At 34.6% G+C, this 13,514-nt stretch carries 14 protein-coding genes; 8 read left to right on the top strand and 6 right to left on the bottom strand.

Features of this window, described 5'->3' with window-relative positions; translation table 11 throughout:
* The first annotated feature begins 10 nt into the window (after positions 1-10).
* Genes BTR34_RS06890 through BTR34_RS06880 form a run of 3 tightly spaced genes read left to right on the top strand, consistent with a single transcriptional unit; the run spans position 11 to position 2,843 of the window.
* Positions 11-1,339 carry a gliding motility-associated protein GldE gene (locus BTR34_RS06890; RefSeq protein WP_068485316.1) on the top strand — a complete coding sequence of 443 codons (1,329 nt, stop codon included), beginning with the start codon at positions 11-13 and terminating at the stop codon, positions 1,337-1,339.
* Positions 1,329-1,886 carry a gliding motility lipoprotein GldD gene (gene gldD, locus BTR34_RS06885; protein ID WP_068485315.1) on the top strand — a complete coding sequence of 186 codons (558 nt, stop codon included), beginning with the start codon at positions 1,329-1,331 and terminating at the stop codon, positions 1,884-1,886. The genes BTR34_RS06890 and gldD overlap by 11 nt, the downstream gene beginning before the upstream one ends.
* A 9-nt stretch (positions 1,887-1,895) precedes the next feature.
* Entirely contained in the window at positions 1,896-2,843 is a 948-nt protein-coding gene (locus tag BTR34_RS06880; RefSeq protein ID WP_068485314.1) for a pyridoxal-phosphate dependent enzyme, read from the top strand.
* 14 nt (positions 2,844-2,857) lie between these two features.
* On the opposite strand, the gene BTR34_RS06875 is transcribed toward BTR34_RS06880, so the two are convergent.
* Together BTR34_RS06875 and BTR34_RS06870 are read right to left on the bottom strand one after the other, a co-directional pair.
* Positions 2,858-3,280 (bottom strand): hypothetical protein, encoded by a 423-nt coding sequence (locus BTR34_RS06875; protein WP_068485313.1) that lies wholly within the window; start codon positions 3,278-3,280, stop codon positions 2,858-2,860.
* Position 3,281: 1 nt separating this feature from the next.
* Positions 3,282-3,638 (bottom strand): heavy-metal-associated domain-containing protein, encoded by a 357-nt coding sequence (locus BTR34_RS06870; RefSeq protein ID WP_068485312.1) that lies wholly within the window; start codon positions 3,636-3,638, stop codon positions 3,282-3,284.
* A 152-nt stretch (positions 3,639-3,790) separates the two neighbouring features.
* Between BTR34_RS06870 and BTR34_RS06865 the strand changes: the two genes are divergently transcribed.
* Positions 3,791-4,666, top strand: coding sequence for a DMT family transporter (locus BTR34_RS06865; RefSeq protein WP_068485311.1), 876 nt, complete (start codon positions 3,791-3,793; stop codon positions 4,664-4,666).
* An 81-nt stretch (positions 4,667-4,747) separates the two neighbouring features.
* Positions 4,748-5,494, top strand: coding sequence for a head GIN domain-containing protein (locus BTR34_RS06860; RefSeq protein WP_068485310.1), 747 nt, complete (start codon positions 4,748-4,750; stop codon positions 5,492-5,494).
* Between the two features lie 66 nt (positions 5,495-5,560).
* Here BTR34_RS06860 and BTR34_RS06855 read toward each other — a convergent pair whose 3' ends face one another.
* Together BTR34_RS06855 and BTR34_RS06850 are read right to left on the bottom strand one after the other, a co-directional pair.
* Positions 5,561-7,633, bottom strand: a complete 2,073-nt coding sequence (locus BTR34_RS06855; RefSeq protein ID WP_068485309.1) for a M16 family metallopeptidase — start codon at positions 7,631-7,633, stop codon at positions 5,561-5,563.
* Positions 7,634-7,638: 5 nt separating this feature from the next.
* Positions 7,639-8,961, bottom strand: coding sequence for a M16 family metallopeptidase (locus tag BTR34_RS06850; protein ID WP_068485308.1), 1,323 nt, complete (start codon positions 8,959-8,961; stop codon positions 7,639-7,641).
* A 737-nt stretch (positions 8,962-9,698) separates the two neighbouring features.
* Between BTR34_RS06850 and rplU the strand changes: the two genes are divergently transcribed.
* Together rplU and rpmA are read left to right on the top strand one after the other, a co-directional pair.
* Positions 9,699-10,379, top strand: a complete 681-nt coding sequence (gene rplU / locus BTR34_RS06840; protein WP_068485307.1) for a 50S ribosomal protein L21 — start codon at positions 9,699-9,701, stop codon at positions 10,377-10,379.
* Between the two features lie 41 nt (positions 10,380-10,420).
* Entirely contained in the window at positions 10,421-10,681 is a 261-nt protein-coding gene (gene rpmA, locus BTR34_RS06835) for a 50S ribosomal protein L27 (RefSeq protein ID WP_068485306.1), read from the top strand.
* Between the two features lie 93 nt (positions 10,682-10,774).
* Here rpmA and BTR34_RS06830 read toward each other — a convergent pair whose 3' ends face one another.
* Positions 10,775-11,296 carry a 5' nucleotidase, NT5C type gene (locus BTR34_RS06830; RefSeq protein WP_068485305.1) on the bottom strand — a complete coding sequence of 174 codons (522 nt, stop codon included), beginning with the start codon at positions 11,294-11,296 and terminating at the stop codon, positions 10,775-10,777.
* Positions 11,297-11,518: 222 nt separating this feature from the next.
* Between BTR34_RS06830 and BTR34_RS06825 the strand changes: the two genes are divergently transcribed.
* Positions 11,519-12,103 (top strand): DUF3332 domain-containing protein, encoded by a 585-nt coding sequence (locus tag BTR34_RS06825; RefSeq protein WP_068485304.1) that lies wholly within the window; start codon positions 11,519-11,521, stop codon positions 12,101-12,103.
* A 72-nt stretch (positions 12,104-12,175) separates the two neighbouring features.
* Here the strand turns inward: BTR34_RS06825 and ahcY are convergent, their stop codons facing one another.
* On the bottom strand, positions 12,176-13,492 hold the full coding sequence (gene ahcY / locus BTR34_RS06820; protein WP_068485303.1) for an adenosylhomocysteinase: 1,317 nt from the start codon (positions 13,490-13,492) through the stop codon (positions 12,176-12,178).
* Between the last annotated feature and the right edge of the window lie 22 nt (positions 13,493-13,514).

Here is a 13,514-nt window from a genome sequence, read left to right as displayed (position 1 = left end):
ACAGGAACTATTGGACCCAGACCCCTTACCGTTTTTAGTAACATTATTAGCTGTGAACGGTGTATTTGCAATTAATATTATCGTCCTTTTTATATTGTTAATTTGTTCTGCGCTAGTTTCTGGTGCAGAGGTAGCAATGTTTGGTCTTTCACCTACCGAGATTAAAGAGTTACAAGACGAAAAATCAGCAAAAAGTAGTATTCTGCTAATGCTTCTTGAGCGGCCTAAAAAATTATTGGCTACCATATTAATAGCAAACAATGCTATTAATATTGGTGTAGTGCTACTTTTTAGTATTATAGGTGATACCCTTTTTAAGAATGTAAATCAAGTATTGTTTGGTATCGTATCAGTAAGGTTTTTATTAGAAGTAGTGGTGGCTACTTTTTTAATTTTAATGTTCGGTGAAATTTTACCTAAGGTTTATGCGAATAGAAATAGAATGAGTTTTTCGCATTTAATGGCGTTTCCATTACGTGTTTTAGATTTTATTTTTTCACCATTAAGCTTGCCAATGCGTTCCGGTACATTGTTTTTATACAATAAACTCGGAAAACAAAAATCAAGTTTAAGTATTAATCACCTGTCACAAGCTTTAGATTTAACTTCCCATGGCGATACTACTAAAGAAGAAAAGAAAATTTTAGAAGGTATTGTAACTTTTGGTAATACAGATACCAAACAAGTAATGCGCCCTAGAATTGACATTTTTGCACTTAATGAGCAAATGAAGTTTATAGAAGTCATTGGTGAAATAAAAAAGCATGGTTATTCTCGTATTCCTGTTTTTGGTGAAAATATTGACACGGTAAAAGGTGTATTATATGTAAAAGATTTACTGCCCTATTTAGATAGAAAGACCTTTAATTGGATGACTTTAATTCGTGAGCCTTATTTTGTTCCAGAGAATAAAAAGTTAGATGATTTGTTGGAAGAGTTTCAAGAGAAAAAAAATCATTTGGCTATAGTAGTAGACGAGTATGGCGGAACCTCTGGTTTGGTAACTTTAGAGGATATTATTGAAGAAATTGTAGGTGATATAAGTGATGAGTTCGATGATGAAGATTTAATTTATTCTAAGTTAGATGATTTTAATTATGTGTTTGAAGGTAAAACGCCATTAAAAGACTTTTACAGGGTTATTAAATTGGAGGATAGCGATATGTTCGAAGAAAATAAAGGTGAGTCAGAAACTTTAGCAGGTTTTGTCTTAGAGAAAGCCGGGAGTTTTCCTAAAAGGGGAGAGAAAATTATTTTTGAATCGTATACCTTTATGGTAGAGAGCATGGATAAAAAGAGACTAAAACAAATAAAAGTAACGTTGCCAAATGAAATTTAAATTATTTTTAGGGCTGTTTATGTTAGCACTTTTTGTTTTGAGTTGTCAAGACGAGCAAATTCCTAAACCCAAGGCCAAAATGCGCTTAGAATACCCGCAAGGAAAATTAGCGGATTTAGAAACCGAGAATTTTAGCTTTAAGTATAATCAATTGGCTAATGCAGAATTAAATAGCGATAAAGCATACACCATTTCTTATCCAGACATGAAAGGAGCAATTTTTCTTAGCTATAAGAAGGTTGATGGTAATCTTGATAAACTAATACATGACTCTAAACGTCTAAGTTATGAACATGCTGCTAAAGCAGATAATATTGTTGAGCAACCTTATGTAAATCCCGATGCCAGGGTTTTTGGAGCTTTATTTGAGGTGCAAGGGAATGCCGCTTCACAATCGCAGTTTTTTGTAACGGATAGTACAGAGCATTTTTTAACTGGTTCGGTTTATTTTTATACTAAACCTAATTATGATTCTATTCTTCCTGCAGCGTCCTACCTTCAAAATGATATAAGAGGAATTATAGAAACCCTTCGCTGGAAAAAATAATAAGCTATGATGACAAAACAAAACCTATTAGATTGTCATAAACGTATAGCCCCTTTTATTCATAATACATCCGTTTTAACGTCTAGGTTAATTGATAAAGAAGTAAATGCTCAGGTATTTTTTAAGTGTGAGAATTTTCAAAGAGCCGGCGCCTACAAAATGCGTGGAGCAACCAATGCTATCTTGCGATTACCTAAAGAGCAAAAGAAAAACGGAGTAGTAACGCATTCCTCTGGTAATTTTGCCCAAGCGTTGTCATTAGCTGCCCAAAGTGTTGGCGTAACCGCACATATTGTTATGCCTAATACAGCACCAGAGGTTAAGAAAGTTGGTGTAAAGGAATATGGTGGAATAATTTATGAGTGCGAGCCTACAGTAGAAGCTAGGCAGGCTTTAGCAGATGAAATTGCGTTAAAAACTGGAGCTACATTTATTCATCCATCAAACGATAATGACGTTATTTTAGGTCAAGGTACTACTGCATTAGAGTTGCTTGAAAAACAACCCGATTTAGATTTTATTTTTTGTCCTGTAGGTGGCGGCGGACTCATTGCCGGGTCTGCTCTAGCGGCTCACTATTTTGGTATTAACTGTAAAGTTTACGGAGCTGAACCATTTGAGGCAGATGATGCTTACCGTTCACTACAAAGTGGGAAAATAGAAAGTAATGAGACTGTGAATACTATTGCAGACGGACTCAAAACTACGCTAGGAGATAAAAATTTCCCTATTATAAAAAAGTTGGTTAGCGGTATTGTTAGAGTTACCGAAGAAGAAATCGTTGACGCAATGAAACTGGTTTGGGAGCGAATGAAAATAATTATTGAACCCTCTAGTGCGGTAACAGTGGCTGCAGTTTTGAAACAATCAAAAGAGCAGCCAGCAGTTTTTCAGAATAAAAAAATAGGTATTATAATATCTGGAGGCAATGTAGATTTATCTAAATTACCTTTTTGAAAATATTTTATTCCTTATTGTTTGCTTAAAATCTCTTCAGCGCGCTTAATACTAGAATTGATATTCTCTTTTACTTGTTGTACTTTCTCTTCCTCTTCTTTTAACCATTCTTTCTTTTCATCAGAAAGTTCTTTGCCTTTCATTATTTCTTCAGAATCAAAACGGTCACCAAAACCTTGCATCCAGTCCATCATAGATCTGTTGGCTTCTTGTAGGTCCTTCATTGCTTTTGCCTCTGCTGATTCTACCCCTAGAGAGTCTGCCATAGGTTTTAGTTGACCCACTAACTTTCCTAAAGTGCCCATTTTTGGCATTACTTCATCATGTATGGCCATTACATGTTCCATTCTTGATGCTTCCTCTACTTTTTTAGACTCTTTACAGGAGGTAATGCTAAGTAGGCCTATGGCCACTATAAGTGTAACTAACTTTTTCATGTTATTCGCTTTCTTTAAATGTAACTGAATTAATTGTATACTGGCACTCTTTTACTTTGGTGTTTGTAATAGTAGATTTTAAATCTTCAATAGAAGTAAGTTTTGGGTCAAAAACAACAATTCCATTTTTTTGGTCGAAACTAACTTCTGCCGAAGAAACGCCTTTTATTTCCATAAGGTTTAATGCAATTTTATCGGCACACCCTTCTTGGCAAGCCATACCGTCAATACCAATTAAAACTTCGGTTGTTTTTGCATTTTCAATTATAGCAATTGCACTAGAATTATCTTGTGCTGTTGATGTGGCAACAGAAATGCAAAAAATAAATATGCTAAGTGCTAAAAAATTAATTTTCATATCTATTTTTTTCGTTTAAGAATAAGTTCGAAAATCTGTTTGTGTAAAGATACCAAATAAGGAAAATGAACACCATAAACAACTATTAAAATATCTGTTTATAAAGGTCATTATCTTAGAAAAAAGCCCACTTTTGCTTAAAATTAATTTGATTGAAAAATATAGACCAAAAGTGGGGCTATCTTTTAGTTCTTGCGTTAATATGGGGTTCTTCATTTATACTGATTAAAAAATCTCTAATAGGATATACGCCGCTACAGGTTGGCGGGTTACGAATTGTATTTGCATCGGTATTATTGTTTATTGTTGGTTTTAAATCGTTAAAGTCACTTTCTAAAATAGATTGGAAATGGGTGACTATTGCAGGGTTATGTAGTTCGTTTTTTCCACCTTTTTTCTTTGCATTGGCGCAAACAGAAATTAGTAGTGGAATTACTTCGATTTTAAATTCAGTTGCGCCATTATTTACTACACTTGTAGGTATTGCTCTTTTTGGACTCTCATTAAAGGGAAGACAAGTATTAGGTGTTTTTATAGGTCTTTTTGGTACTGTTGTATTAATTGCGGCGGGTATGGAGAATAATGTGGACCAGGATTATTGGTACACGCTATTCATTCTTTTTTCAGCCTTAGGATATGCTTTTAATATAAATATTATAAAAAAGTATTTATCGCATTTAACTCCGTTGGCTATAACTACTGCTAGTTTCGGAGTCGCTTTTCTCCCGGCATTTGTTATATTAATTTATACGGGCGTATTTCAGGAGTTTTTGGGTAATAGTGCTATGCATGAAGCTGTTTGGTATATAATGGCATTGGCTTTTTTAGGAACAGCTTTGGCAAACATTCTGTTTAATAAATTAATAAAATTATCTAGTCCGGTATTTGCTGCATCGGTTACCTATTTAATTCCCCTTGTAGCGGTACTTTGGGGTTTTCTAGATGGAGAAAATATAATTATTTTGCAGCTGTTAGGTGGAATTGTTATCTTATTTGGTGTATGGCTCGTAAATAGAAAAAAGCTGTAGCGCAACCAAAATAGTTACCCGTACTGTAACAAATTATACTTGGCGTTGTCTTTATGTAGAACTAATCAGAAAATAGAAATCATGAAAAAAATAATATTTGTACTACTTGCAATCTTCTTTGTTGTAGGTGCAATTAAGGCGCAAGAAAAAACATTCAACGTAAAATCTTTCGATAAACTAATTGTTAGTCCGCATATTGAGGTAAATTTAGTCGAGGGAGAAGAAGAAAGTGTAGTTATTGATAATGCAAAAATAGGGTTGGATAAAATAAATGTTGAGGTTGAAGGTAGAACATTAAGACTGTATTTAGATGGCGCCAAGGTTGTAACTAAATCTGAACGTATTTCCAGTGATAAATGGAAAGGAAAAAAATCTTTATACAATGGTACAATGGCCACAATGACGGTAACCTATAGAAAGCTTGAAAATTTATCGATACGGGGGGAAGAAATTGTACGATGTAAAAATCTTTTTAATGCAGATGATTTTAAAATGTCGTTATATGGCGATGCTAAAGTCTATTTTAATTCAGTTTCAATTGATGAGTTGACCGTTGCTATTTATGGCAGTAGTTATTTAGAAATTGCTGAAGGTGCTATTGCGCGTCAAGTTTTTAGAGCCTATGGCGAAAGTGAAGTTAATACGTTAGGCATGAATGCCGATGAAACAAAAATTACGGCCTATGGTGAAAGTAATTTTAGAATAAAGGTCGCAGATCGCTTAAAAGTTACCTGTTACGGAGAAACTAATGTAAGTTATTCCGGTAATCCAGAGGTGGATTTGGGATTGATTATCGGCGAAGCTAAAATAACCAAAATAGGAGCGTGATAGCAATAGAGTTGAAATAGAAAAACCCGCATGCTAGCGGGTTTTTCTATTTATTTAGTTTAAAGTTTATTCAAAATCTTCAGCCGAAACACCTTCATTAATTTTGATATCAGAAATTATGAATTCAAAATTCTGTGGCCCAAAAGATTGTGTTAACTTAAAAGGTAGCAGAATACCCGACACATCTTTATAATCTTCAAAATTAGATGTACTCGATATTTGTTGCCCTTGCATTTCTGTTAAAGTAACCTCTTGGACTTTAAGTCCTGTTTCTACATCATAGAAAGTAGTTTTGTCATCTGTTACTTTAATTTTATATGCTTTTTTATCTCCAACCATTTCCATGCCTTCTAAAGAAACATTGTTGTTCGCTAAATAGCTAAGTTCGGGAAAAGGTAAAGATTCAGTCCTCGATTTGATCAATTCTTCTTCGGTAAGATCTATACGTTGCCCTTGCATTACCATATAACCATTGTCGCCATTTAGTACTTGTTTGCTTATAGAGTTACCCATCATTTTAACATCTTGCATGAGTTGATTATTAGTAGTTTTTTTGACTTCTAGATCAAGTTTCATTCCTTGCATTTCCGCTGCGGCACTCATGGCAAAAGAAGTTACGCTTTCAAGTTTGGTTTTGCCTCCTATTGCGTCTATGTATTTTTCCATGATGGTATTAGCTGTAACACCTTCGGGTATTGCGGTGTTATAATTGGGAGTTTCAATTCTATCTGCAGTTTTAGAAAAAGATAGAACATGAAGTTTTTTTCCGTTGAAGTTTATTTTTTCAAGATTTGCTAATATTTCACTTCCTTTCCCGACAACCACGACACGAGCGTTATTTACGTTGAAATATTTTTTAGCAGCTAATTCTACATCGGTTTTACTAACCTTTTCTAGCTTTTCTAGAAATGATTTATAAAAATTCTTGGGTAAATTTTCTTTTTCTATGTTTAGCGCATATCTCGCAATAGTCTGTGGGTCTTCTAGAGCCATTATAAAACTACCGGCATATAAAGCTTTGGTAGTTTTTAGTTCTTTTTCAGTAACTGGTTTTGAGGTAATGAGCTCCAATTCTTTTAGCAATTCTACCACAGAACTATCGGTAACCGAATTTCTTACTTCGGCAGTAGCAACAAACCTTGCCGGAGCATACTTGTCATTTCCTAAAGAAGTATAGGCGCCGTACGTGTACCCTTTATCTTCTCTAAGGTTTAAATTTACCCTGCTATCTGATCCACCACCCAAAATTTGATTTGCCAATATTGCCGCAATAAAATCATCATCTTTCATTTTTAAATCAACGAGGTTCTGTACTGTAATTTCAGATTGTACAGCATTAGGCATGTCAACCAAGTTAATTTGGGTATTTGGTACGTTTGCTGGTTTTGAATAACTGAAACTTGGGGGAACTGCCTTGGTCCAAGAAGTAAAATATGTGTTGGTCAACGTTTTAACTTCGTCTAATGTTATGTCACCAATAACAATTAAATAGGCATTTGCAGGCACAAAATAATCTCTATAAAATTCTTCTACATCAGTAAGTGTAACATTGTTTACGGTTTGTTCAGTAGCAAATTCACCATAAGGGTGATTTTTGCCATAAGCCAAGGCACGTTGCACTCTGGCCGAAATGGAAGAAACAACTTTCTCTTCAGATTTAAGTCCGGTCAATAGAATGTCTTTTTCTTTATCAAACTCATCCTGCGTAAAGTTTGGATATATTGCGGCATCAGCTAAAAGCTCCATCATTCTAGAAAAATATTTAGAAAGAGATTGTGCATAAGCACCTTGCGAACTAAAATTTAATCGTGCTCCTAAAAAGTCGATTTCTTCATTAAATTGATCTTTGGCAATGTTTTTAGAACCTTTGCCTAAAAGGCTACCTGTTAAAAGGGAAACACCGGCTTTGTCGCCTTCTAAAATTGGTGGGTTGTCAATCGATAATTGAATAGAAACTCTTGGTAATTTGTGATTTTCAACCACTAATACCGTTAAACCGTTATTAAGTTTGAAAATTTCAGGCTCTCCTAAATTTATTTCGGGTGCTGGGCCAGGAGTAGGCATAACGGTACGGTCAACTTGGGCCTGTACAGTTAAGAAGCTTATAATTGTAAAGAGTAATATATATGTAGTTCTCATAGTTTTTAGTTTGCAGTATTTTGTTCCGGTAAATATTCTAACATTAATCTTTGATTGGGGTTTAAATACTTATTGGCCACTTCTTTTATTTCTTCTCGGGTTATAGATCTATAGATCTCTATTTCTTTATTTATTAAGGAAGTATCACCATAAAGCATATAATATTCGGCTAAGGAATTAGCAATGCCTTCTACACTAGAATTACTGTTGACAAATTGGTTTTCAAATTTATTTTGCAATTTTTGATAATCATTTTCCGATATAAGATCCGTTCTTAGTTTTTCTATTTCTTCTTCTATTTCGGTATTAAGTGTTTCTAAACTTGTTTCTCCTACAGGTAATGCAAAAACTATATACATGCCATAATCTTCTTGAGTAGCAGGAAATGCACCTACCTGTAATGCTTGCTTTTGTTCGTCAACTATTTTCTTGTAAAGTTTGGAGGACGGCCCGTCGCTTAAATAAGTTGAAATCATATCTAGAACTTGACTATCTCTATTTTTTAATCCGGGCGTTCTATAAGCAATCATCGTTGCCGGAATTTGAATATTTGGGTCGTAGGCCTTTGCGTTTATTTGTTCTGTAATTGGGTCTTCTTGAGGAAAGTTTCTAGATATATCCTGACCTTTAGGAATACTGCTAAAATAATCAGAGATCATTTTTTTTGCATTATCATTTTCAAAATCACCCGCAATTACAAGCACTGCATTATTTGGAGTGTAGAATTTTTTCTGAAAAGCAATGAATTCTTCTAAAGTAGCAGCATCTAAATGGTCCATTTTACCAATTACTGTTTCTTTGTAAGGATGTTTATTGAAGAGATTTTTTTTAATGTTTTCAATAAACATACCGTATGGAGCATTATCTACGCGCAACCTTTTTTCTTCTTTTACAACTTCATTTTGGGTATCTACTCCTTTTTGGTTAATTACCGGGTGTAACATTCTTTCCGACTCTAACCAAAGGCCTAATTGTAGATTATTAGAAGGGAATACTTCGTAATAATAAGTTCTGTCTTCATCAGTGGTGGCGTTACCAGAACCTCCGTGTGATGAAACAATTTGGTCCCATTTTCCTTTTTCTATGTTTTCTGTGCCTTCAAAAAGAAGATGTTCAAAAAAATGGGCAAACCCAGTTCGTTCGGGATCTTCATCTTTAGAACCAACATGATAAAGCACAGAGATAGAAATAATAGGCGCCGTATTATCTTGATGTAAAATAACATGGAGGCCATTGTCAAGATTATACTCTTCAAACTTGACTTCTTGAGCCAATGCTACGGCAGCGTTAAAAAGTATGGCCGAAACCAGAAATAATTTGTTTCTCATTTATATAGTATTTAGTTAAGTGTTATTAGATAGTAGTGTATAATTAGTTTGTTGCTTTCCAATTTTGTTACATTACAATTCAATTTTGTAGGAAGAATATTCAATATATGAATTCTTTAACAAAAACAAATGAAGCTTGTAATTGATTACTTATTAATTTAAAAGTTAATTCTTAAATGAAACATAGCTGCAATGCATAACTAGGCATTATCTATTAGATTTGGAGTTGCTGTAAGTGGTTGTTTAGTGGCTAATTTTATAACTTTTAGGGCTACATATAAAAGTGTATTATAGTCTCATTAATGTAGTTATAATAGGTTTTGCAATATATGAAGCAATTAAATATTACAAGCTAAAGAAAGAAAAGGAATTTACATATACAGTGGGGTTTAATAGCGGGCTTTATAACTGGTGGGGTAGCTACTCTTATTTTCACTTTGTTTTTAGTAGTATATTAAACAGAGTTGCAGCCTAGGTTTTTAGAGGAGCTTTCGATTATAGAGGTAAATCGATTTCAAAGTTTTAAGACTATTGTATTTATAATGGTGGCGGGAATGGGTTTACTGTCTACATAAGTGCTAACATTCTTTTTTATGAGGTTATTTAAATTTTAAGATACTGCTAAAATGAAGAGCTTATAAAATTTATAAAAAACACTTGTAAATTCACGATTAAGAAGTATATTTGCACCCGCCTATGGAAAAAATCCATCAGGTTTAATTTTTACATTTAACAATATGTACGCAATTGTAGAGATGGCAGGGCAGCAATTTAAAGTTGCAAAAGACCAGAAAGTGTACGTTCACCGTTTACAGGTAGAAGAAGGTAACAAAGTCACTTTTGACAATGTGCTTCTTTTGGCTGATGGATCGAACGTTACTATCGGCGCCCCGGCTATAGACGGAGCCGCAGTAGAGGCTAAAGTCGTTAAACACCTAAAAGGTGACAAAGTAATCGTTTTTCATAAGAAAAGACGTAAGGGTTACAGCAAGAAGAATGGACACCGTCAATCTCTTACGGAGATTGTGATCGAATCTATTATTTCTAAAGGAGCTAAGAAAACTGAAACAAAAAAAGCAGCAGAGCCAAAAGCTAAGAAAGCAGATGGTAAAGCGGCACCAGTAGAGGTTTCTGTAGCATCTAAGCCAAAAGCTAAAAAAGCTACAGGTAAAGGTGATGATTTGAAAAAAGTTGAAGGTATTGGTCCAAAAATAGCTGAAACTTTAAACGCTGCGGGTATTTCTACTTTTGCGGAGTTAGCAAAAACAGATGCTGCTAAAATTGCTGAAATTATAGCTGACGTTCGTGGTAATCACGTAACTGACACATGGCCAAAACAAGCACAATTAGCTGCAGATGGTAAATGGGACGAGTTACAGAAATGGCAAGATGAATTAGATGGTGGTGTAGCTAAATAAGCTTATCCATTGAGTAATAACAATATTTAAAACCTTAGACAATGGCACATAAGAAAGGTGTAGGTAGTTCGAAAAACGGTAGAGAATCAGAATCTAAACGATTAGGAGTTAAGATTTTTGGTGGTCAAGCTGCAATCGCTGGTAACATTTTAGTTAGACAGCGTGGAACAAAGCACAATCCTGGTGAAAATGTTTACGCAGGAAAAGATCATACTTTACACGCACGTGTAGATGGTTTAGTGAAGTTTGAAAAGAAAGCAGGTGGAAAATCATATGTTTCCATTGAGCCTTTTGAAGCATAAACTAAAAGTAAATAATTAAAAAAACCCTTTTCAGCAATGAAGAGGGTTTTTTTGTGTTATGTAATGTTGTATAATTTCAAAAAAAGGTTTTGATTACAATAGTTTCTCGCCAATCTCAAACCAAGTATTAACACGTTCAAAACCTTCTGTGTTTACATTGTGTGGCGATGTAAATTGTAAACTACGGCCGTGGAAACTTTCTAGATTATAGCTGCGATCGTCTATGAGCACATCACCTTTTAAAATATGTTTATGACCACAAAGAATACGGTTTTGCCATGGCAGAAAAGGAAAATGCTCATCTAACCATTCGCTTTTTTCCTCTAAAGAATTGGGAAATTGCATGGCTGCCGACGCTATATACACTTCATGTTTGCTAGCTAATTTTGCCAAAATTTCTTGACTGCCTGCTATAGGCTTTAAATTTCTAAAAAAACCTCTTCTTGTAGCGTGCTTTCTAACACTGTCTTGGTGCGTTTCTGGCACCATGCTCCAAACGTCTGAACCAGCACATAAATCTGTAGTGAGTTTCCCATTAAACTCAGCATTATAAATTTCTATATGGGCGCCATAGGTATCGGCAATTACCTCATCCATGTCTACGAATAGTATCATATATAATTTTCTTGATTTAATTTAAAGAAAAGTAATCGTACAAAACCAACTTTTCTTAAAAAAATTAAAACTATGAATTTTGAAATTAATTAGATGCTTAACAATCATTTAATGTAGTGTAAAGGAAAAACGCTTCTATAGGGTTAACAATATAATGTATAGAAGAAGCCCTATGGGTAGACAGTCTTTACTTTACGAATCTAATTCTAAACAATTTATATTATGAAAAAATCAATTATCTGTGTTGCAATGGCGAGTACATTATTATTCTCTAGTTGCTTAGGTTCTTTTAGCGCATTCAATAACCTAAAAGACTGGAACCAAGGTGTGTCTGATAGTAAGTTTGTAAACAACCTCGTATTTTGGGGCTTGAACATAATACCGGTATACGGGTTATTCTTTTTAGGAGATGCCATTATTTTCAATGTGATAGAATTTTGGAGCGGTTCTAACCCAATAGCTATGGAAGAAGGTGAGTCAGAGACTCAAATGGTAGAAAGAGATGGTAATACGTTTGAAATGACCGCAACGAAGAACAGAATGCAGGTAACAGTAGTTGACGGACCTAAAAAAGGGAAAAAAATTGATTTGGTTTATAAGCCAGGTGATAAGTCATGGAATGCTGTAAGGCCTAATGGGGAGATTATAAAGTTGTCATCTTTCGAAGAAGGCTTTTATATCGTGTATATGCCAAACGGAAAAGAAGTGAAAATTAATCCGCTAAGTTCTAAAGAAGAAGGTTTAGCTCAAATTAAAGAGCAGACAGATTGTTATTATTTAGAAGGTATGTTGGCAGAGAATAACTAATACGAAGAAAATAGTAAATAAAAAAAGGTCCTGATGCTCGTCAGGACCTTTTTAGTTTCAATAACCAATGTCTTAATATCTATAGTATTCTGGCTTGTAAGGGCCTTCTACAGTTACTCCTATATATTCAGCTTGGTCTTGCTTTAATTCAGTAAGTTCAGCTCCTAAACGAGATAGGTGTAATTTTGCTACTTTTTCATCTAAATGTTTTGGCAACATATAAACATCGTTCTCGTAGTTTTTGCTGTTCTTCCAAAGTTCAATTTGCGCAAGTGTTTGGTTCGTGAATGAATTACTCATTACAAAACTAGGGTGGCCAGTAGCACAACCTAAGTTTACCAATCTACCTTCTGCTAAGATGATTAAGTCTTTATCTTTAATAGTATACTTATCAACCTGAGGTTTAATTTCTACTTTGCTTTTACCATGGTTTTTATTTAACCATGCCATATCAATTTCATTATCGAAGTGACCAATGTTACAAACAATAGCTTTGTCTTTTAAGGCTTCAAAATGCTCAGCTCTAATAATATCTTTATTTCCGGTAGTCGTAATTACAATATCAGCGTTACCAATAACCGTTTCTAGTTTTTTAACTTCAAAACCGTCCATACACGCCTGTAAAGCACAAATAGGGTCAATTTCAGTAACAGTAACAATAGAACCAGCGCCTTTAAAAGAGGCAGCGGTACCTTTGCCAACATCACCGTAACCAGCAACAACTACGCGCTTACCTGCAAGCATGGTATCTGTAGCTCTACGTATAGCATCTACAGCACTTTCGCGGCATCCATATTTGTTATCGAATTTAGATTTAGTAACCGAATCATTAACGTTTATAGCTGGCATAGGTAAAGTTCCTTTTTTTACACGCTCGTATAAACGGTGAACACCTGTCGTAGTTTCTTCAGAAAGGCCTCTAATTTCTCCTGCCATTTCTGGGTATTTATCCAGCACCATATTGGTTAAATCACCACCATCATCCAATATCATGTTTAAAGGTTTTCTGTCTTCACCAAAAAATAAGGTTTGTTCAATACACCAATCAAACTCTTCTTCGTTCATTCCTTTCCAAGCATATACAGGAACTCCTGTTGCTGCAATTGCTGCCGCTGCTTGGTCTTGAGTAGAAAATATATTGCAAGAACTCCAAGTAACTTCTGCTCCTAACGCTGTTAATGTTTCAATTAGAACAGCAGTTTGTATGGTCATGTGTAAGCAACCAGCAATACGAGCACCTTTTAAAGGCTGCTCATTTTTGTACTCTTCTCTTAGTGCCATTAAACCTGGCATTTCAGCTTCTGCTAATTCAATTTCTTTTCTTCCCCAATCAGCAAGGGAAATATCCTTAACCTTATAAGGCACATACGGAATAGTTTTCGTGCTCATATCTTTATTATTTTATACTTTC

The sequence above is a fragment of the Maribacter hydrothermalis genome, assembly GCF_001913155.1.
In the GTDB taxonomy this organism is placed as follows: Bacteria; Bacteroidota; Bacteroidia; order Flavobacteriales; family Flavobacteriaceae; genus Maribacter; species Maribacter hydrothermalis.
The sequence above is the reverse complement of the archived record's forward strand: the minus strand, read 5'-3'. Positions and strand labels throughout refer to the sequence as shown.